The sequence below is a fragment of the Pseudomonas sp. MWU318 genome, assembly GCF_016756945.1.
GTDB classification, from domain to species: domain Bacteria; phylum Pseudomonadota; class Gammaproteobacteria; order Pseudomonadales; family Pseudomonadaceae; genus Aquipseudomonas; species Aquipseudomonas putida_A.
In genome coordinates this window covers 26,677-47,220 of sequence record NZ_JAESJL010000011.1, presented here as the reverse complement: position 1 = coordinate 47,220, position 20,544 = coordinate 26,677, and the positions used below count along the sequence as shown (strand labels likewise).

Genomic DNA, 20,544 nt, shown 5'->3' with positions numbered 1-20,544 from the left:
GCGCATTATGCCTAGGCTCAGGCGAAGACGTCAGCGTCCTTGAGCAGTGCGCCGACCTGATCCTTGGCCGACAGCTTCGGCGCTTCGTCCAGTTGCCAGTCGATGCCCAGAGCAGGGTCGTCCCAGCGAATGCTGCGCTCGGACGATGGATCGTAGTAGTTGGTGGTCTTGTAGAGGAATTCGGCGAACTCGCTCAGCACCACGAAACCATGGGCAAAGCCTTCCGGAACCCACAGTTGACGGTGGTTCTCGGCCGACAGGCGTACAGCAACCCACTTGCCGAAGTGCGGCGAGCTGCGACGGATGTCCACGGCTACATCAAGCACTTCGCCGGCGGTCACCCGAACCAGTTTGCCCTGGGTATTTTGCAGCTGGTAATGCAGGCCGCGCAGCACGCCTTTCTGCGAGCGCGAATGGTTGTCTTGAACGAACTGGGTGTCGAGCCCCGTCGCATCCTGGAACGCCTTGGCGTTGAAACTCTCGTAGAAGAAGCCGCGCTCGTCACCAAATACCTTGGGTTCGATGATCAGAACACCGGGCAGATCGGTGGTGATTACATTCATGAGGTTTTTTCCAGATAGGGGTGAATGGCCGACATTCTTGCGCAAAGTGCCGAAGGATGCGAGCGCTTGAATATCTCCGGTCAGGGGTTGCGCATCCACTGCAGCAATGGCGATATAGGCACCTGATAAAATCTCAGGGGTCGTCCCATGCCGCTCGCCACGTTGATTCATCGCGCCAGTTTGCCCAGCCCGCAGGTTTCTGAAGCGCAGGCACGGCAGTGGTTGGCCGAGCATTACGGGCTCAGCGGCACGCTACAGGCGCTGGGCAGTCAGCAGGACCTGAATTATCGGGTCGACAGTGAGCGTGGGCGCTTTGTCCTGAAAATCTGCCGCGGCGATTATGCACTTGTGGAGTTGCAGGCTCAGCATGCAGGCCTCAAGTACCTTGCCGAGCATTCGTCGGTGCACGTGCCCAAAGTGGTCCCGGCCAGTAACGGCGAGGATCTGTTGTCGCTGGAAGCCGACGGCGAGCCGGTGCACGTGCGGTTGCTGGATTACATCGAAGGCCAGCCGCTGACCCATCTTGAGCATTTGGGCCATGACGTGGTGGCCGGATTCGGTCGGTTGTGTGGCGAGATGGACCTGGCCCTGGCCGGCTTCGATCACCCGGGCCTTCAGCGCACGCTGCAATGGGACGCCCGCCACGCCAGTGCGCTGATCAGCCATCTGCTGCCGGTGATTCAGGATGAGCGCCAGCGCGCCTTGATCGCGCAAGCCGCCGAACAGGCCGAACGTCGCTTGCAGCCGTTGCAGGACAAGCTGCCGGTGCAGGCGATCCACATGGACATCACCGACGATAACGCTGTCTGGCAACGCGATGCCAAGCGTCATTGGCAATTGCAGGGCGTGATCGACTTCGGTGATCTGGTGCGCACCTGGCGTATCACCGATCTGTCGGTGACGTGCGCGGCGCTGCTGCACCATGCCGGCGGTGATCCGTTTGTGATTCTGCAGGCGGTGCAGGCCTATCACGCGGTCAATCCACTGCAACATGAGGAGTTGCTGGCGTTGTGGCCTTTGATCGTGGCGCGGGCGGCGGTGCTGGTGCTCAGTGGCGAGCAACAGGTCAGCATCGATCCGGGTAATACCTATAGTCGCGACAACCTTGGCCACGAATGGGAAATTTTCCACGTGGCCACTTCTGTACCCTTGGCGCTGATGGAAGCGGCGATCCTCACGTCAGTCGGCCAGCGTCTGCCGACGGTCGGCAGCGACGGTTTTGCGCCACTGTTGCCAGAGCTGGTCGGGCGTGAATTTGCGCTGATCGATCTTGGCGTCCTGAGTCCGCATTTCGAGGCGGGCAACTGGGAGCAGGAGGGTATCGATCAACGACTGCTCACTGAAGCCGCGGCCGCGCATGGCCTGGCGGCCAGTCGTTACGGGCAATACCGCTTGTCGCAGACGCGAGTGGACAGCGCGGTCGAACCGGAGACGTTCCCGCTGCACGTTGAGTTGCGCGTGCCGCAGGGTTCGGCCGTGGAAGCGCCGTTTGCCGGTGTGCTGCATCACGCGGCGGATGGTGTGCTGCAACTCGACGGACCACAGCTCAGCGTACGTCTGTGGGGTGTGAACGCCTCGTTGCACAGTGGCGCGGCGCTGGTCAAAGGTCAGGTGCTGGGTTCGGTCGACGGTCCGTTGAAGGTACAGTTGAGCCGCGTTGCATCGCTGGATGCGCCATTGTTCTGCAGTCCTGCGCGCGCTGCAGCCTGGCAGGCCCTGTGTCCATCGCCAGCCACTTTGCTGGGTCTGGCCTGCGATGCCGAACCGGAGCTGGATGCGAAAACCTTGCTCGAACGACGTGACGCCAGTTTCGCCCGCACACAAAAACATTATTACGTCGACCCGCCGCGCATCGAGCGCGGCTGGCGCAATCACCTGATCGACATGCAGGGCCGTTCCTACCTCGACATGCTCAACAACGTCGCAGTGCTCGGCCATGGTCATCCGCGCATGGCCCAGGTGGCGGCGCGACAGTGGTCGCTGCTCAACACCAACTCGCGCTTCAACTATGCAGCCGTGGCGCAGTTCTCCGAACGCTTGCTGAAGCTGGCGCCGGAAGGCATGGATCGGGTGTTTCTGGTCAACAGTGGCAGCGAGGCCAACGACCTGGCGATCCGTCTGGCGTGGGCCTACAGCGGTGGGCGCGACATGCTCAGCGTGCTGGAGGCCTATCACGGCTGGACCATCGGCGCCGACGCGGTGTCGACGTCGGTTGCCGACAACCCGCGAGCGCTGGAAAGCCGTCCGGACTGGGTGCACCCAGTGACCGCGCCGAACATTTACCGTGGCGAGTTCCGCGGCCCCGATTCTGCACCGGACTATGTGCGCAGCGTCGAAGCGCAACTGGCGCATATCGCCGCGCAGAATCGCCAATTGGCCGGCTTCATCTGCGAGCCGGTGTATGGCAACGCCGGGGGTATCTCGCTTCCGCCGACGTATCTGAAACAGGTTTACGCATTGGTGCGTGCCCAGGGTGGGGTGTGCATCGCCGACGAAGTACAGGTCGGTTACGGGCGCATGGGCCACTTCTTCTGGGGCTTCGAGGAGCAGGGCGTGGTGCCGGACATCATCACCATGGCCAAGGGCATGGGCAACGGCCAGCCGCTCGGCGCCGTTATTACGCGTCGGGAAATCGCCGAGGCGCTGGAAGCTGAAGGCTATTTCTTCTCGTCGGCCGGCGGCAGTCCGGTGAGCTGCCAGATCGGCATGGCGGTGCTGGATGTGATGGAAGAAGAAAAGCTCTGGGAAAATGCCCAGGTGGTAGGCGGGCATTTCAAGGCACGGCTGGAGGCATTGATCGATAAGCATCCGCTAGTGGGCGCGGTACATGGTTCCGGGTTCTATCTGGGGGTGGAGCTGATCCGCAACCGCGAGACGCTGGAGCCGGCTACCGAGGAGACCACGTTGTTGTGCGATCGCCTGCGCGAGCTGGGGATCTTCATGCAACCGACCGGGGATGACCTGAACATTCTCAAGATCAAACCGCCGATGGTCACGTCGCGGCGCAGTGTGGACTTCTTTGTCGACATGCTGGATCGGGTGCTTGAGGAAGGTCTCTAAACCAGACCCTGTAGGAGCTGCCGCAGGCTGCGATCTTTTGATCTGGCTTTACAAAATCAAAAGATCGCAGCCTGCGGCAGCTCCTACAGTGATTCAGATTTATATCGATAATAGTTGTGTGATTTTAGATGTCTGGATGTTTATCAGCTTTTAATGCCGATATTTATCGGTTATAAAGTCGCCATCGCTTTGCAACCCTTCGACGGTTCCCTGGAGTCCTGATCCGATGACCACTTTGAAAAGTACCCCGCGTGACGACGGCTTCTACATGCCGGCCGAGTGGGCGCCGCAGACCCAGACCTGGATGATCTGGCCTGAGCGTCCGGACAACTGGCGCCTGGGTGGCAAGCCGGCGCAGGCCGCGCACGTTGCAGTGGCCAAGGCCATCGCCCGTTTTGAACCGGTGACGGTTGCCGTGTCGGCCGGTCAGTACGAGAACGCACGCGCACGTCTCGACGTGCCGAATATCCGCGTGGTCGAGATGTCCAGCGATGATGCCTGGGTACGTGATACCGGCCCGACTTTCGTCATCAACAACAGCGGCGAAGTGCGCGGTGTGAACTGGGACTTCAACTCATGGGGTGGTTTTGAAGGCGGTCTGTATTCGCCGTGGAACCGTGATTCGCAGGTCGGCGGCAAGATCCTTGAAATCGAGCGCAGCCCGCGTTATCGCACCGAAGGTTTTGTGCTTGAAGGCGGTTCGATTCACGTCGACGGTGAAGGCACGCTGATCACTACTGAAGAGTGCCTGCTCAATCACAACCGCAACCCGCACCTGGGCCGCGAAGAAATCGAAGCGGTGCTTCGCGACAATCTGTCGGTGGATAAGATCATCTGGCTGCCGGATGGCCTGTTCAACGACGAAACCGACGGTCATGTGGATAACTTCTGCTGCTACGTGCGTCCGGGCGAAGTGCTGCTGGCGTGGACCGACGATCCGCAGGATCCGAACTACCCGCGCTGCCAGGCGGCGATGAACGTGCTGCAAAGCAGCACCGACGCCAAGGGGCGCCCGTTCACGGTGCACAAGATGCCGATTCCGGGGCCGCTGTACGCGACCGAAGAAGAGTGCGCCGGTGTCGATCCGGTGGACGGTACCCAGGAGCGCAACCCTTCGGTGCGTCTGGCCGGATCCTACGTGAACTTCCTGATCGTCAATGGCGGCATCATCGCGCCAAGCTTCGACGATCCGATGGACGCGCCTGCGCGGGAAATCCTGCAGAAGCTGTTCCCGCAGCACGAAGTGGTGATGGTGCCGGGCCGCGAACTGTTACTGGGCGGCGGCAATATCCACTGCCTTACCCAACAGCAGCCAGCCCCGCACAAAGAGTGAGTTGAGACGTAACAGCTTGAGTTGATTCATAAATCGGCCGGGCAACAATTAGCTTGCTATGCACTCAAACAAGCCCGCGGCCCGGTTGGACCGCGGGCTTGTTTGTATCCGCTTGTCGACAAATCGGAAACCTTGGCATAGCTCTTGTATCGGACGAAGCGCACTAGGGAGAGGGGGGAACTTCAACAGTTCTGTCACATACCTTGGATAACGTAGCCGCTCACGAACGGGGAGAGAGCGCTGAAATGAACGCCGAAGTGAACGTAGTCAGCGAGCGGACTTTGCATCCCATGGCCGTAAACGGCGAATCGCTCCAGATTGTCGCGCACTTTTTGAAATCCAACGGAACGCGTCAGATCAGGGAACCTGATCCGCGCCGGATGATGATCGAGCGCTACCCCGCTGGCCTGTTCAGCGAGGCCGAACTGGAAGCGTTATGGGCTGTAATGCAGGGATAAGAAAACAACAAGGATTGCTGAAAGCGCTGCCGGGATGGCGGCGCTTTTTTATGGAGAACCGAAAAGATCGCAGCCTTCGGCAGCTCCTACATGGGGTGGTGTGCTTCCCTGTAGGAGCTGCCGAAGGCTGCGATCTTTTGATCCTGCTTTTAAAAACTATAGGTACCGGTCATCACTACGCTGCGCGGTGCGCCTGGCTGGATCTGATATTGGCTGGTGGCCGAGGCGTAATACTCGCGGTCGGTGATGTTGTTCAGTGCCGCGCGCAAGTCCCAGTCCTTGAAGCGGTAGCCGAGCAGCGCATCCCAGCGGCCGTAACCCGGCAGCACGGTGGTGTTGGCGTTGTCGGCATAACGCTGGCCAACCAGGGTCAGACCGGTTTCGCCGTACCAGCCCATCTCCGGTTTCCAGGTCAGAAACAGGCTGCCGTTGTGTTTGGCCACGTTGTTGACGCGTTTGCCTTCCAGGCCGTTGTTGTCCTTCTCGATGGTGGTGTCCTGCACGCCGACGCCACCGCGCATGTACCAGTTGCCGACCAGTTTGCCGGTGGCGGTCAGCTCGACGCCGCGTGAGCGCTGAAGGCCGGTCATGACGGTCAGGGTCGGATCGTTTGGGTCGCTGGTGCGGCGGTTGTAGAGTTCCAGGTCGTAGACCGCCAGCGTGGTGCTCAAGCGATCATCCAGCCAGTCGCTTTTCACGCCGATTTCTTTCTGTTTGGTCAGCTCCGGACTCAAGTCGTTGCTATTGCCGGCAGCTCCCGGGGTGATGCCGATCAGGCCGCCGCCGACGGGCGAGAAGGTCTTCGACCACGAGGCATAGAACGAATGATTCTGCAGTGGCGTCCAGACAATCCCGAAGCGCGGGCTGGTGCTGTGGCTGTCACGATCCTCAGTGAGGTTCTTGAGCTTGTTGGTCGACTCGATATCGAAGGTGTCGTAGCGCAGGCCGGCCAGCAGTTGCCATTGATCGTTAAGGCGCAATTGATCCTGCACGTACACCGCGCGGCTTTCGACTTCGGTGTGGCTGTTGCTGAACACCTGCATGCTGCCGGTGTGACGGAGCTCGCGGTTGGGGTTGAACAGGTCGAGCGATGGCACCGGTTGTGCGCCTGGGGTCTTGCCAGTCGCGGCGTTGTACAACTTCGGATCACGGCGCTGGCTGCCGATCTCGACGCCGGTTAACAGGCGATGCTCAAGGCCAAAGGTATCGAAACCACCTTCCAGTTCGAGGTTGTTGTAGACGTTGCGGGTGGTCAGATCCTGCTGCCAGTGCTGGCGCGCGACCTTATTGGTTTTCGGATCGAAGCTGGTCAGGTAGGTGTTGTCGAAATCGCTGTCGAGCTTGAACACGCCGAGGGTCTGGCGCAGCTGCCAGTTGTCGTTGATCTCGTAGGTGAGTTTCGAGCGCAGGGACTGCGCCTTGTCGTCGATGAAATCGTGATCGTTGCCGTAGGTGGTGTCGCGACCGACATCCGCCGGGCGGCCATTCACACCGGGAATGCCGCGATCCGGGGTGCGGTTGTAGCGGCTGTATTCGTATTGCACCAGCCAGTTCAGGTCCGGAGTCAGCTGCCAGCTCATCGACGGCGCGAACAGCTGGCGATTGCCGCTGACGCCGTCGCGGAAGCTGTTTTCATCCATATTGCCCATGTTCAGGCGCAGGCTGAGGTTTTCGCTGGGGTCGGTGCTGAGGTCGGCGTACAGGCTACGCAGGTCGTTGCTGCCGCCCTGGGCCTCGATGGTCGAACGACGGCCGAACTCGGGCAGCTTGCTCACGCGGTTGACGATCCCGCCCTGGCTGCCACGGCCGTAAAGTACCGCCGCCGGACCTTTGAGCACTTCGACCCGCTCGATGTTGTGCAGGTCGCGCTTGTACTGGCTGTCGTCGCGAATGCCGTCCAGATAGAAGTCGTTGCTGGCGTCGAAGCCGCGGATACGCAGACTGTCGAAGCGCGTGTCGGCGCTGCTGCTGACGTTGGGAATGCCGCTCAGCGCGTCGCCGATGTCGTTGGTGCCGTAGTCGGCGACGTTCGTGGTCTTGATCGAGTCGATGGCCTGCGGCACATAACGCACCGGGGTCGAAGTGCGAGTCGCAGTGGTGCTGATCTTGACGCGCGGGTCTTCGGCTTGTTCTTCGGCGCTGATCGCCGTGGCGGGCAGTTCAGTGGCGGAATAAGCAAAACCGCTGGACAGAACGGCAGACAATCCAAGGGTGACGGGCGTGAGACGGAACGGGGCAGGCATGGAAAAGCGCATCCGAAAGGGTAAGGAAATTCAAACGCGCGAATGGTAATGCTTTGCATTTGCTCCCGTAATTTATTCCTGAGAAGTTCCCTTGTGGGATTGTTTCAATTTGTGTCGATCTCGATACGACCTGAGCGATCGATCCATTCGACCGATTGGCGAAACAGTCTTGAAGCCATACCGGCGTTTTTCCCCGATGCGCGAAGGAATAGTCTGCCGCCATCGATTTTTCCTGATTGTCTGCCGGAGTCCTCCCATGATCCTTCACTACATCTACGACCCATTGTGCGGCTGGTGCTATGGCGCCAAACCGTTGGTGCAAGCGGCGCAGCAATTGCTGCCGGTCATTGCCCATGCGGGCGGAATGATGAGCGGCGCGAGTCGTCAGCGCGTTTCGCCGCAACTGCGTGATTACGTCATGCCCCACGACCGGCGCATCGCCGAATACACCGGGCAACCTTTTGGCGAGGCATATTTCGAAGGTCTGCTGCGGGATCAATCGGCGGTTTTCGATTCGACGCCGCCGATCGCAGCGGTGATGGCGGCAGAGTCCATCGACGGCCTTGGCCTGCAATTGCTTGGGCGTTTGCAAACGGCGCATTACGTTGAGGGACGGCGGATTGCCGATGAATCCGTACTGTTCGAACTCGCCAGTGAGTTGGGCTACGCCGAGAACACCTTTGCGGCTGCGTTTAAATCCGTTGATACGAACGCGCATGTGAAAGCCAGCCGCGCACTCTTGGCGCAACTGGGCGGCCAGGGTTTTCCGACATTGGCGCTGGAGCATGACGGGCAATTCACCCTGATCGACATCAGCCCATGGCTTGGCAAGCCGCAGGCTTTCGTCGACTGGTTGGGACAAGCGGCGGTCGCGGTTGAGCCGGGGCAATCCGCCGCGCAATGCGGTCTCGACGGCTGCGCGTAATCGCACTGGATTCACTGGCTGAGCGCATTTCCGAGCAATGCGCTATCGCAAAATTTACGATTCTTAGACGATTTTTACCTATTTAAAGACGATTCTTGAAATTGACACATTATTGAGGGCGCGGCTACGATTCGGCCCAACGCCTGTGGCCAACCGCCATGACTCAAAATAATAAAAGGGCCCGACACGGTCTTACCGTGGGCGGGTCTTTTTGTTTCGGGGTGAAAAAAGAGTGCAATAGCGCCGTTTCAGCCGTTCGACACAGCGCGTTTCAACCCGTAATAAGGAAAACAAAATGTTGAACAAGCGAATCAGTCTGATCGCACTGGGGATGTTGAGTGCCACACAGGCCATGGCTGACGGCCAGGCCGAGTCCAAGGGTTTTGTAGAAGACAGCAGTCTGAAAGTGCTGCTGCGCAATGCCTACATCAATCGTGATTACAAAGACGGCAACAAAGACAAGTCTGAGTGGGGCCAAGCGGCCATCGGTACGTTCTCGTCCGGCTTTACCCAAGGCACCATCGGTGTCGGTGTCGATGCTTTCGGTCTGTATGCCCTGAACCTGGAGCGCAGCGAAGATCGCAGCGGTGCCGGCGGCATCGACTTCTTCAAACGTGGCGACAGCGGCAAACCTGCCAACGACCTGTCCAAGGGCGGCGCTGCGGTCAAATTCCGTCTGTCCAACACCGTGCTGACCTACGGTGACCAGATGCCGGCGCTGCCGGTGCTGAACTACGACAATTCGCGTCTGCTGCCGGAAAGCTATACCGGTACCTTGATCACTTCCAAAGAGATCAAAGGCCTGCAACTGGACGCCGGTCGTTTCACTGCCGAATCGCGCAAAAGCGCTGAAGGCCGTGACAGCGGTGGTCTGAAGGCGATCAACGTGTTGGGCGGTAGCTACCAGTTCACCGAACAATTCAAGGCGGCGCTGTACGCTTCCGACGTCGAGGACGTGCTGAAGAAGCAATACGTGAATGCCAACTACGTGTTCCCGATCGACAAGGATCAGTCCCTGACCCTGGACTTCAACGGCTATCGCACCAAGCTGGACGACTCCTACGTCCGCGAAAGTGGCGCTACCGGCGATGACAACAAGATCTGGAGCCTGGCAGCGACGTTCGCTACCGGCCCTCACTCCTTCACCGTGGCGCACCAGCGCTCCACCGGCGACAGCAATCTGGGCTACGCCTACGGCGGCTATCAGAAAGAGCAAGGTCGTGTCGGTGACGGTGGCAACACTATCTACCTGGCCAACTCCTACTGGTCGGACTTCAACGCTGAAGACGAGCGCAGCTGGCAGTTGGGCTACGGCCTGGACTTCGGCGCATTTGGCGTACCGGGTCTGAGCTACAACTTCGCTTACGTGCGTGGCGACAACATCACCACATCCACCAGCGAAGGCGGCACCGAGCGCGAGATCTTCAACCAGGTCAAATACGTCGTACAAAGCGGTCCGGCTAAAGATCTGAGCGTGAAATTGCGCAGCTCGATCCTGCGTGTGTCGCAGAAATCCAGCGAGTACAACGTCAGCGGCAACGAGCTGCGTGTATTCGTGGACTACCCGATCAACATCTTCTGATGAACGATCTGGTGTAAGAAGCATGAGAAAACCCCGACTTGCTCGGGGTTTTTTTTCGAGGTCTTTTCTGCAAAAACCGTAAAAAACCCGTGTTTTTGTCACGTAAAAGTTGTTTTCAAGCAGCTTCAAGTTCCGTTTCAAACAGGGCTTTAAATGCCTGAAATTCTTTCTCATGGACGCAAATTCTCCACCTAATAGATTAGGCCGCTCAACGCAGCGGAGAATTTGGTAATGATCGTTTTGAACAGAGAAGTGGGCGAATCGCTACGGCGCGACAAATATGTCAACGTCCAGGGTGGTGACTTCAATCTCTACGGTCATTTTGCCGACTTCGTCAGACTGACCAAAAGTTGGGAAAACATGGAGCCGGACAGTTACTACGGTCAGGCCGAAGCCGGCATGCGTTACCGTCGTTACAGCGACTTTGAGTACAACCCGAAAACACGTGAACTGAAGCAACTCGAGCATCGCGCGTACGTGCAGTCGAAAGAGAACAACGCCTACGTGGGCGGTGTTGTGCGGCACTTTCAGGACTTCTCCGATGAAGTGATCACTTCACCGGTGATGCGCAGCCTGATCGACACCGATTTTGAAGTGTACAAAAGCGTGCTGCCGGAAGAACTGCACGATGAAATCTGGCAGTGCCAGATTCATCAGATCCGCATCGAGATCAAACCCGGCAAGCAACTGGAAATCACCCCGGAAGGGATTCACTGCGACGGCTATCCGTTCAGCGGTGTGCACTTCTGGGGGCGCAACAATGTCGAGGGCGCGGAGAGTCGTCTTTACGACATCCACGAGCATCAACTGGCGTCGACCACCTACCAGGAAATTCTCGACACCACCTACTTCCTTGATCGCGATATGCGCCACTACGTAACCCCGGCGCGCAACACCCACACGCATGCCATGGCGTACCGGCAGATTCTGGCGATTTCCTTCTCGCGGCCCGGGACCGCTTTCGACATTGTTCGCTAATCAGATCACCCCAATCGATGGCGTCGAGTGCTCGACGCCGGTGGTGCTGCGACGCGCCACCGCCAAGGACGCGCAGCGCATGGAGCGCTTCTTCCGGCAGTTCGACGAAGTGTCGTTCTGCGAATGGCAGGACGCCAAATGCCTGCGCGGTGTATTGATCCAGAAGACCACCACGGCCTATCTGGCCTTCGACGTAGAAGGCGAAATCGTCGGTGCGGTGCTCGGCGGCATGCTCGGTAGTCGCGGCACCATCAACCACTTGGCGGTCAGCCCGCGCTACCGCAGCCAGGGCGTCGGCCAGCGGCTGGTGGAAGCGGCGTCATCCGACATGAAACGGGTCGGTGTATTACGGATGTTTCTGTTCGTCGACGATGCTAACCTCGCGGGCAAGCGATTCTGGACTGCCCAGGGTTTTTGCGAACCCCACGGCGAGCGGACATTTGAGAGGGATCTATGAATGAAACGTCCGGCAGTGCGCCGCTGATGGCTGCTCATCAGCCATCGCGCACGTTTGCCGAAGCCAGCCCGGTGGTGGCCGGTTACTTCACGGTGTCGTTCGTGTTCGGGCTGATGGCGGTCAATGCCGGGCTGCCGATGTGGCTGCCGGTGGCGATGTGCTTGTTCGTCTACGCCGGCGCTTCGCAATTCGCCGCACTGGCGCTGATCTCCAGTGGTGCGTCGCTGACCACCATCGTGCTGACTACCTTCCTGATCAATGCGCGGCACATGCTGATGTCGGTGTACATGGCCAAGGCCCTGCGCGCATTGGGGCTCAGCCGCATGGAGCGCTGGGCCTACGCCGGTGGTCTGACCGACGAATCCTTCGCGTTCCACAGCGTCAAACTGGGCACCGGCGCGCCGGTCAACATCCGTTACCTGATCGGCTTCAACCTGTTCTGCCACACCTCTTGGGTGCTGGGTGGATTGTTGGGCGCCGTCTGCGCGCAATATGCATCGCACCTGATCAAATATCAGCTCGACTACGCACTGACCGCGATGATGCTCTACGTGCTGGTGTCGCTGTGCAACACCCGCAACAAACTCATCGCCGCCGCGGCTGCCGTCGTCTGCATGGGCGCGCTGAGCCTGGTCGGCACTTCGCCGTTCAACGTTTTCATCGCCACGTTTGTGGGCTGCGGAGTGGGTGTATGCCTGACCAAACGTTCCTGATTCTGGTGGTCGCGCTGATGATGGCCGTGACCTTCCTGCCACGCGCGCTGCCGCTGCAAGTCAACACCGAGCACTGGCCGTCGTTCGTTGCGCGGGCGCTGGAATACCTGCCGGTGGCGATCGTCGCTGCGATCAGCCTGACACCCTTGTTGATCAAGGATCAGCACCTGCAGCTCGATCGCCCGGAATTTTATGCAGCCATTCCGACGCTGTTATGTGCGTATTTCAGCAAAAACCTCTTTCTCAGTGTGGCGGTTGGGACGGCTGCGTACATTGCGCTCGGCTCGTTCATGTAGCGGCAGATCGACCACATCGTTCAGGGCCTGGCCTGAAAGATTCGGGTTGTTCACCGCCAGACGCACTTCGAGGAAATCCTCGAATCCGGGGAAAATCGTCAGGCCGTTCTTTTGCGCGGCCTCACGAGAAACCATGCCCACTGCGTCCATCTGCGTGATCAACGACAGCGTCAGGGTCTCGCTGCAGGAATAGACCATGCGTTGACCGTTCTCGTGATTGCCCAGTCCGGCGTCGAGAAAACGCAGGAAACTGTGGGAATATGGACAATCTTCCGCAGGACGCACCTGAAACTTGTTGCCCAGCAACGTCAGTGGATCGTTTTCCTGCCCGCAATGGGCACCGACCACCTGCACCTGCACATCCGGCAGGACGATACTCGGCAAACCCGGCCGCTGCGGGCCGATCAGCACCGCAAGATCAAAGTCTTCATTCTTCAGCTTGCTGAGGTTCTCCATCGACTCGGCGTAGCTGAATTCCATCTGGTAATCGGGAAACACCTCGATCAGGCGTCCGATCATTCGCCGGTTGAAGTCAGACGACAACGTGTTGTTCAACGCGACCTTCAATGTGCGCTGCCCCGGCACCTTGAGCGCCTCGACCTTTTCTTCCATCTGTCGCGTGGCAATCAGCACTTTGTCCATGTAAGGCGTCAGCTCCGTGCCTTGCGGCGTCAGCGTCAGCCCTTTGTTGGAACGTCGAAACAAGCGGAAACCGAACTGCTCTTCGACCTTGTTCAACTGCGCGGCCAGGGCCTGCACAGTCAGGCACGAATGCTCGGCTGCGGCCGACAACGAGCCGGTCTGCACGATGCGCATCAGGTTGCGTAAGGTTCTGCTATCCATGGGTAATGCCCTCTGAAGTGGGCTGGGTATTGTTGTTTACGAGACTGCCGATCCGGCGTCATATGCCGGCTATATTCCAGCACCTGAGCATAGTTGTCGCGGGTTTAGTAGCGAATTGATGTCCCCGCCGATGGCTGGAAGCTGACACAGGATCGGGATTTTTGATGACGTGGGGGTGATTGGGGTCAAGAAAAGTGCGTGGTTTTGGTGCGCAGGGCGGGTTTTTCGAGGAGAAACGGCTTATGGCTCCTGTAATTTCCCCGGCGACATATGCGGATATTTTTCAGCTTTGAGCGCGAGTGCCCTTAGCATCAGGGAGGCTTTCCAATTTCTTCGCCACCGGGTTGTTGCGACTCTGGAGCTGCCATTTACGGGGCGCTGAAGAGCGTCCGTATGTGAATGCACATAGGGAAAGTTCGCCAACACTCCGACCAGGCAAGCGAAATGCTCAAGTAAAACAGGCAAAAAAAACCGACATTGCTGTCGGCTTTTTGCTCCATTGAACGGGGAAAGAGGTCTCACCCGAGCGCTGATTTTCAGGTAATCAACGGGGTTCCTAACGCCGACTATCGCCACCTGATGGCAGTCGGTTTCGCGCTCTTGAGGCAGATCCTCTGCCACGGGACATTAACGTGTCAACTTGGGATTCTTAGGCGTTTATTCGTATACGAATAATTTCATTGAAAATATTCATATCTGTACTACGCTCAGCTTGCGGACCTGCGAAGAAGTACAATCATGCCTACCTCATCCCCAGCCCTCACCCCGCGTGAACAACTCGACGTCCCCGAAGCCGGGCGCGTCGCGCTGAAGTTCTTCTTCAACCTCATGGAGCGCTGGGGCTGCAACGCCGAGCAGCAGCGCACGCTGCTGGGCGGCGTCGGCAACACCACGTTCTACAAGTACAAACACCTGCCGCCGAACATTCGCCTGCCACACGACACGCTGGAGCGCATCTCGTATCTGATGGGCATTCACAAGGCCTTGAGCATCATCTTCAGCAACAGTCGCGAGCGTGCTTATACGTGGGTCAGCAGCCCCAACACGGCTGCACCATTCAATGGTCGAACGGCGCTGGATTACATGCTGGCCGGGAGGGTGGTCGATATCGCCGACGTGCGCCGCTACCTCGACGGGGTGCGCGGTTGAAGGCCCCGCCACTGGCCGATCCGCAATGGCCCAAGGCCTACCGGATCGTCAACAGCAGCTTCCCGCCGATTGCGCTATTTGAAGACGTGCTCGACCCCGAAGACCTGGAAATCGCCTACGCGCTGGAAGCACTGACCAACGATCGCCTGATCGAACAGGCCGGCGTCCTCGCCCGCGTACGCCCCGAAGACCGACTCTCCGGCCCCGGTTCAACGCCGGTGATGGCGGCGTTTACCCACATCGGCAAAAGCAGCCGCTTCACCGATGGCACCTTCGGCGTCTATTACGCCGCCAGTAGCCAGGCCGCCGCCATCGCCGAAACCTGCTATCACCAGGAGCGTTTTCTTGCGGCCACCAACGAAGTGGATCTTGAGTTGACCATGCGTACTTACGTCAATCGGGTGGTTAAGCCGCTGCACGATGTTCGTGATGGTTTTGCACATTTACATCAACCCGATCCGGAGGCCTATGGCCCGTCCCAGACGTTTGCCCGACAGTTGCGCGAGTCTGAATCGTGGGGACTGCTCTACAACAGCGTTCGTCTGCCGGGCCATGAATGCGTCGCCGCGTTTCGGCCGCCGGCGGTGTCGATTCCGAAGCAGGGCAAGCATTTGCGGTATGTGTGGAGTGCGAGTCAGCGCAGGATTTCGCATGTGTTTGAGATCAGTCAGGTTTGAAGCGCGATCTTATTCGACAGCCTGCTCGTAGCCGACCTGAGCAACCGAATGAGAAAACTCATTAATGCTCAATGAATTGGAACAATTCCGGAGGGATTTGCTGGAATCTGTACGTCAGATGAAGGCCGGTAAAGCTGTACGTGTAACCAAGGTGCCGCGCCCCGCACCGGCAGAAGCACATCCCTCGATAACGAGCCATCCAGATCAATGACGATTTGGGGCTTCACAGGCTTTAGGCAGTGTGGACGTAATGTGGACGTATCAGAAACAACAAAGCCCCTGCATTTCTGCAGGGGCTTCGTTTTGTATGGTGCCGGCACCAGGAGTCGAACCCGGGACCTACTGATTACAAGTCAGTTGCTCTACCAACTGAGCTATACCGGCGTGTGGGCGACGATTATAGCGATTGGGTTGGTTCTGTAAACCCCTGAATTCAGACTATTTTTACGCAGGCGCTGGATCAGGTGCGGTGTGGGCTGTGTCATTGGGTCTCAAGCCGCAAAATCGGGCTGTTCGACGTCAATCCAGCATGCGAGTGTTGGCAAGATTTCTGCACTGTTTAAGCACCTATTTCAGCCGTTTATGTCCTTTTGATTGGAAGCTTATGCACAACGGATGGGCGCTACGGCGGTGTTGCAGGGGATTTTGTGGACACGTTCTCATTTTGTGCGCAAAGCCCTGTTTTACAGGTTTTTTATTTATATGAACAAAAAATGACCAACGCTGTTTTTGGCATGCAATGGCCGTGGATATTGGATCCACGGGAAAATCATCAACAGAGTTATCCACAGGGTGTAAAGAATTCAAGCGCGCTCGGCCAGCAGCAGGAAGTTACGCGGAGTCAGCGGTGCGTCGCAGAAGGTGCCGAGGCGTACGACGTATCCCTGTTCGGCCAGAAAAATGGCTCGATCAAGATTCAGCCAAAGCTCCAGTGGTCGTCGGAACAATCCGCGCAGTAATTCCAGGTTGCGAACTTCGGCCAACCGCTGCCAACCGGCTGCTTCCAGTGCCTGCCAATCTGGCGTGCCGATTGTGGATAACTCCTTCAATGCAGCCAGATCGCGGCAGTAATCGGCGAAGGGTTTTTCCAGCCAGGCGCTGGGCAGGGACGGGATGGGCAGGTATTCGTCTACTCCGCGCACTTGCCGTTGCAGCAAATCGAAAGCCAGGCGTCGAGCCATGGAGGTGTCGCGCTGACGTCGGACTCTTGCACCGGCGGTGACGGTTTCGCTCATTGGCAGTGCCAGATCTTCGAGCGAGAGCTGTAGGGCGGATCGCAAGCCCGCTGAGGACAATGCCTGATACTCGCTGCGATCGATCCGGTTGTAACAGCACGGGGCGATGGCCATCTGCTGACATCCGGCCGCGCTTGCCAGTTGCATCAAGCGCACATGCAGATCGCCGCAGGCGTGCAGGGCGACCGGGGTGTGCTGAGCATTTATAACGCTCGCTGCGTCTGCCGCCAGTACATCCTGCTCGACATGCAGGGCGTGTAAATGATGGCGCTGACTTAATGCCTGACCACTGGCGACCAACGCCGGATCGTATTCGACACAAGTCAGTTGTTGCCCCGTACCCAACAGGCGTCGGCCCAGATGTCCCTTGCCGGAGCACCAGTCCAGCCAGTGCGTCGGCTGCGAGGCAAAAGACAAGCGACTGGCGAACGCCTCGATCTGCTGCCACTTGCGCCCCGGCACATCGACATTCAATCGATGGCCTGGGGTTTCCAGCGCATGTTCCGGCAACTCTCCGACTGCGCTCAGCTCAGCCGACAACGCCGCCAATGAAGCGAACGGCTCCGGCGCATCGATGAGATCGGCAGGGTGGTTATGCACAAACTCTGCATCTTCCAGTGATCGTCCGCGTAGCCACGAAGCCAATTCGGGGTAGGCGGTTTCCCATGGAAGCGAAAGATGAGTGAACGGACGAGGTTTCCACAGCGCCTGATGCTCAATCAGAAAAGCATCCAGCGCGGTGAAGCGGGCGAGTAGGGCCTCGCCCGTCAGCACGTGGGAAGTTTCAACGCCCTTGGCAGGCATCGACGCGCAGCCAGCGCTCCAGCAGCTTGAAGCCGCGCACCAGCACGTAGGACATCAGCAGATAGAACACGCCGGCGGCGAAGAAGATTTCCACCGGCAGGTAGGTGCGCGCGATGATCGTGCGGGCCATGCCGGTCAGTTCCAGCAGGGTCACGGTGCTCGCCAGTGCGCTGGCCTTGAGCATCAGGATCACTTCATTGCTGTAGGCCGGCAGACCGATGCGCGCCGCTCGCGGCAGCATGATGTAGAACATCGCCTTGGGTTTGGACATGCCCAACGCCCGCGCCGCCTCGATTTCGCCGGGCGGAATCGCCTGGATTGCGCCGCGCAGAATTTCGGCGATGTACGCCGCGGTGTGCAGAGTCATGGTCGCGGTGGTACACCAGAACGGATCGCGCAGGTACGGCCACAGTGCGCTACTGCGCACCGCATCGAACTGCGCCAGGCCGTAATAGACGAGGAACAGTTGCACCAGCAACGGCGTGCCACGGAAAAAGAAGATGTAGGCGTAGGGCAATGCGCGCACGTACCACAGCTTCGAAGAGCGGGCGATGCCCAGTGGAATTGCCAGCAGCAGGCCGGCAATCACGGCAATCGCCACCAGTTCCAGGGTCAGGGTCGCGCCCTGCGCCAGTTTCGGCAGCCACTTGATGATCACTTCCCAGTTCATGAAGCGCTCCTCGCAAAGCCGCGGGCGGCGCGTTTTTCCAGGAAGTGCATGCCGGTCATCGCCAGCACGGTGAGGCCCAGATACATGACCGCCGCCACCAGATAGAAGGTGAACGGTTGTTTCGACACGGTCACGCCGATCTGCGCGTGACGCATGATTTCTTCCAGGCCGATCACCGACACCAGCGCGGTGTCTTTCATCAGGATCATGAACAGATTGCCCAAGCCGGGCAGGGCGATGCGCCACATCTGCGGCATGATCAGCTTGGTGAAGATCCGCCATTTCGACAGTCCCAGCGCCACACCCGCTTCGCGATGGCCTTTGGGAATGGCAAGGATCGCGCCGCGGAACACTTCCGTGGCGTAGGCGCCGAAGCACAGGCCCAGCGCAATCACGCCGGCGGCGAAGGCGCTGAGTTGCAGGTCGGGATTGCCGAAAAACTCACCGAGGCTGCGCATCAGGTTGACCGTACCGAAGTAGATCAACAGCACCCAGAGCAATTCCGGGACGCCACGCACCAGCGTCGAATAAGTGCCGCCAAGCCATTGCAGCGGCTTGTACGGGGAAGTCTTGGCCAAGGCGCCGAGCAGACCGAGCACCAGTCCCAGGCACAGGGCCGTCAGCGCCAGTTTGACGGTCATCAGCGCACCGGCGGCGAGGGCCGGGCCGAATCCGTAGAGGTCGATAATCATGGATTTCTTTTCAAATCGCGGCAGGCAAGGCCGGGAGCCGGCGCCGTCGGATCACGGTGCCGGTCCCGCAGGTCAGATCAATAGATGCTGAACGGGAAGTACTTGTCGTTGATCTTCTTGTAGGTACCGTCGGCGACGATTTCCTTCAGCGCGGCGTTCAGCTTCTCACGCAGTGGATCACCTTTGCGCACGGCGATGCCGATCTTGTCGCTTTCCACGACAGGGTCGCCCTTGAACTCGTAGTTCTTGCCAGCGTCGGTTTTCAGCCAGTCGTAGTTGGCGTACTTGTCGGCCAGGATGGCGTCGACGCGACCGGAGGTCAGGTCCAGGTAGGCGTTTTCCTGGGTGTCGTAGAGTTTGACTTCGATATCGCTACCGTAAGTGTCCTCCAGCCAGGTACCGGCGAGGGTGGCGCGCTGGGTGCCGATGATCTTGCCTTTGAGCGAATCCTTGTCGGTTTTGAAATCGACGTTTTTCGGCGCGATGAACTGCAGCTTGTTCGAGTAGTACGGGTCGGTGAAGTCCACCGCGCCCTTGCGCTCTTCGGTGATCGACAGCGAGGAGACCAGGAAGTCGAACTTCTTGGCGTTCAGCGCGGGGATGATGCCGTCCCAGTCGGAGGTGACCACGCTGCACTCGACTTTCATCTTGGCGCACAGTGCGTCGCCGATGTCTTTGTCGAAGCCGACCACGTTGCCGCTGGCGTCTTTGTTGTTGAACGGCGGGTAAGCCGCTTCGATGCCCATCTTCAGGGTCTCGGCCATGGCACCGGCACTGAACGCGAGGGTGACGGCGGCGGCCAGGAAGACCTTTTTAAAATTCTGCATGCATGTTGCTCCGTTAGCGGTTGCTGGACATGAATTGTTTGCAGCGCGCCGAAAGCGGGTTTTCGAACACCTGCTGAGGCGATCCTTGCTCTTCCACCAGCCCCTGGTGGAGGAACACCACTTCGCTGGAGACCTGACGGGCAAAGCCCATTTCGTGGGTCACCAACAGCATGGTGCGGCCTTCTTCGGCCAGTGCGCGGATGACACTAAGTACTTCCTGAACCATTTCCGGGTCAAGGGCGGAGGTGGGCTCGTCGAACAGAATCACCTTCGGCTGCATCGCCAGCGTGCGGGCGATCGCCGCGCGTTGTTGCTGACCGCCGGACAGTTGCGCCGGGTAGGCGTGGCGCTTGTCGGCGATACCGACCTTGGCCAGCAGCGCTTCGGCAACTTCAATCGCCTCGGCCTTGCTCTGGCCGAGCACGCGGCGCGGGGCCTCGATGATGTTGTCGAGCACACTCATGTGCGGCCACAGATTAAAGTTTTGAAATACAAAACCAATCTCGGAACGCAGGCGGTTGATCTGCTTGCCATCAGCGGCAACCAGTTCGCCATTCTTGGCGGGCTTGAGCTTGAGTTCTTCCCCGGCCACCAGAATCTGACCCTGGTGCGGGTTTTCCAACAGGTTGATGCAACGCAGGAACGTGGACTTGCCGGAACCGGAGGAACCGAGGATCGAGATCACATCGCCGTCGCGGGCGGTCAGCGAGATGCCTTTGAGCACCTCAAGCTGTCCGTAGCGTTTGTGCAAGTTGCGGATTTCAAGCGCGGGCGTGGCCTCAGCCATGTGCGTTCCTCATATATGTTGCGCTCCTGCTGTTGGCGGGCCTTCCTGGCGAGGCGGCCAAGCTAGCATAGCGTTTCAATGGCAGCCAACAGCGCTACGGGCGGTAAGCGGATGGCGTGTGGCAGGTTGTCGCATCGGCACAGCAGACTGTCGCCCCATCAACAACCGAACGGGTGTTTGATCGTGCAAACCCGTGGGTGTCGCGTAAAAAAAGGCGCGATGTTGCCAGCTTTGGCGGGGTGTTGGAAGCGC

Annotated in this window: 19 protein-coding genes, 1 tRNA gene and 1 pseudogene; 12 read left to right on the top strand and 9 right to left on the bottom strand. The window is 58.9% G+C overall.

Annotation, left to right across the window (positions count from 1 at the left end):
• Window positions 1-17: 17 nt before the first annotated feature.
• On the bottom strand, window positions 18-563 hold the full coding sequence (gene rfbC / locus JN524_RS23160; RefSeq protein ID WP_103368291.1) for a dTDP-4-dehydrorhamnose 3,5-epimerase: 546 nt from the start codon (window positions 561-563) through the stop codon (window positions 18-20).
• A 147-nt stretch (window positions 564-710) separates the two neighbouring features.
• Between rfbC and JN524_RS23155 the strand changes: the two genes are divergently transcribed.
• From JN524_RS23155 to JN524_RS23145, 3 genes are all read left to right on the top strand, one after another.
• Entirely contained in the window at window positions 711-3,623 is a 2,913-nt protein-coding gene (locus JN524_RS23155) for an aminotransferase (protein ID WP_202370840.1), read from the top strand.
• Between the two features lie 226 nt (window positions 3,624-3,849).
• Window positions 3,850-4,956 (top strand): agmatine deiminase, encoded by a 1,107-nt coding sequence (gene aguA / locus JN524_RS23150; RefSeq protein ID WP_007961848.1) that lies wholly within the window; start codon window positions 3,850-3,852, stop codon window positions 4,954-4,956.
• A gap of 245 nt (window positions 4,957-5,201) precedes the next feature.
• Window positions 5,202-5,414, top strand: a complete 213-nt coding sequence (locus JN524_RS23145; protein WP_202370839.1) for a hypothetical protein — start codon at window positions 5,202-5,204, stop codon at window positions 5,412-5,414.
• 149 nt (window positions 5,415-5,563) lie between these two features.
• Here JN524_RS23145 and JN524_RS23140 read toward each other — a convergent pair whose 3' ends face one another.
• Complete coding sequence (locus JN524_RS23140) at window positions 5,564-7,657, bottom strand: TonB-dependent receptor (RefSeq protein WP_202370838.1); 2,094 nt, start codon at window positions 7,655-7,657, stop codon at window positions 5,564-5,566.
• Window positions 7,658-7,913: 256 nt separating this feature from the next.
• On the opposite strand from JN524_RS23140, the gene JN524_RS23135 reads away from it, so the two are divergent.
• From JN524_RS23135 to JN524_RS23110, 6 genes are all read left to right on the top strand, one after another.
• Window positions 7,914-8,582, top strand: a complete 669-nt coding sequence (locus tag JN524_RS23135) for a DsbA family protein (RefSeq protein WP_202370837.1) — start codon at window positions 7,914-7,916, stop codon at window positions 8,580-8,582.
• Between the two features lie 295 nt (window positions 8,583-8,877).
• Window positions 8,878-10,164 carry an OprD family porin gene (locus JN524_RS23130; protein WP_202370836.1) on the top strand — a complete coding sequence of 429 codons (1,287 nt, stop codon included), beginning with the start codon at window positions 8,878-8,880 and terminating at the stop codon, window positions 10,162-10,164.
• Window positions 10,165-10,395: 231 nt separating this feature from the next.
• Complete coding sequence (locus JN524_RS23125; RefSeq protein WP_007961854.1) at window positions 10,396-11,142, top strand: 2OG-Fe dioxygenase family protein; 747 nt, start codon at window positions 10,396-10,398, stop codon at window positions 11,140-11,142.
• Window positions 11,143-11,221: 79 nt separating this feature from the next.
• Window positions 11,222-11,599: a GNAT family N-acetyltransferase gene (locus JN524_RS23120; RefSeq protein ID WP_003220700.1), complete on the top strand. Its 378-nt coding sequence runs from the start codon at window positions 11,222-11,224 to the stop codon at window positions 11,597-11,599.
• Entirely contained in the window at window positions 11,596-12,312 is a 717-nt protein-coding gene (locus JN524_RS23115; protein WP_027611235.1) for an AzlC family ABC transporter permease, read from the top strand. The genes JN524_RS23120 and JN524_RS23115 overlap by 4 nt, the downstream gene beginning before the upstream one ends.
• On the top strand, window positions 12,291-12,608 hold the full coding sequence (locus JN524_RS23110; protein WP_202370835.1) for an AzlD domain-containing protein: 318 nt from the start codon (window positions 12,291-12,293) through the stop codon (window positions 12,606-12,608). Before JN524_RS23115 ends, JN524_RS23110 begins: the two co-directional genes overlap by 22 nt.
• On the opposite strand, the gene JN524_RS23105 is transcribed toward JN524_RS23110, so the two are convergent.
• Window positions 12,525-13,451 carry a LysR family transcriptional regulator gene (locus JN524_RS23105; RefSeq protein WP_007961685.1) on the bottom strand — a complete coding sequence of 309 codons (927 nt, stop codon included), beginning with the start codon at window positions 13,449-13,451 and terminating at the stop codon, window positions 12,525-12,527. The two genes, JN524_RS23110 and JN524_RS23105, sit on opposite strands and share 84 nt — an antisense overlap.
• Before the next feature lie 738 nt (window positions 13,452-14,189).
• Here JN524_RS23105 and JN524_RS23100 point away from each other — a divergent pair.
• The 3 genes and pseudogenes from JN524_RS23100 to JN524_RS27285 all read left to right on the top strand — a co-directional run.
• A complete protein-coding gene (locus JN524_RS23100) occupies window positions 14,190-14,600 on the top strand; it encodes an MbcA/ParS/Xre antitoxin family protein (RefSeq protein WP_007961687.1) in 411 nt (136 codons plus the stop codon).
• Window positions 14,597-15,277, top strand: a complete 681-nt coding sequence (locus JN524_RS23095) for an RES family NAD+ phosphorylase (protein ID WP_202370834.1) — start codon at window positions 14,597-14,599, stop codon at window positions 15,275-15,277. Before JN524_RS23100 ends, JN524_RS23095 begins: the two co-directional genes overlap by 4 nt.
• A gap of 64 nt (window positions 15,278-15,341) precedes the next feature.
• A pseudogene (locus JN524_RS27285) lies at window positions 15,342-15,467 on the top strand (helix-turn-helix domain-containing protein); the annotation flags it as partial.
• 118 nt (window positions 15,468-15,585) lie between these two features.
• Here JN524_RS27285 and JN524_RS23090 read toward each other — a convergent pair.
• The 6 genes from JN524_RS23090 to JN524_RS23065 all read right to left on the bottom strand — a co-directional run bounded on the left by JN524_RS23090 (window position 15,586) and on the right by JN524_RS23065 (window position 20,292).
• Window positions 15,586-15,661, bottom strand: a tRNA-Thr gene (locus tag JN524_RS23090).
• Between the two features lie 419 nt (window positions 15,662-16,080).
• Window positions 16,081-17,316 carry a methyltransferase gene (locus JN524_RS23085; protein ID WP_202370833.1) on the bottom strand — a complete coding sequence of 412 codons (1,236 nt, stop codon included), beginning with the start codon at window positions 17,314-17,316 and terminating at the stop codon, window positions 16,081-16,083.
• Complete coding sequence (locus JN524_RS23080; RefSeq protein WP_003220713.1) at window positions 17,297-17,986, bottom strand: ABC transporter permease; 690 nt, start codon at window positions 17,984-17,986, stop codon at window positions 17,297-17,299. Before JN524_RS23080 ends, JN524_RS23085 begins: the two co-directional genes overlap by 20 nt.
• Complete coding sequence (locus JN524_RS23075; protein WP_007961693.1) at window positions 17,983-18,678, bottom strand: ABC transporter permease; 696 nt, start codon at window positions 18,676-18,678, stop codon at window positions 17,983-17,985. The genes JN524_RS23080 and JN524_RS23075 overlap by 4 nt, the downstream gene beginning before the upstream one ends.
• A 77-nt stretch (window positions 18,679-18,755) precedes the next feature.
• A complete protein-coding gene (locus JN524_RS23070; protein WP_202370832.1) occupies window positions 18,756-19,505 on the bottom strand; it encodes an ABC transporter substrate-binding protein in 750 nt (249 codons plus the stop codon).
• Window positions 19,506-19,518: 13 nt separating this feature from the next.
• Window positions 19,519-20,292, bottom strand: a complete 774-nt coding sequence (locus JN524_RS23065) for an ABC transporter ATP-binding protein (protein ID WP_007961695.1) — start codon at window positions 20,290-20,292, stop codon at window positions 19,519-19,521.
• Window positions 20,293-20,544: the final 252 nt, after the last annotated feature.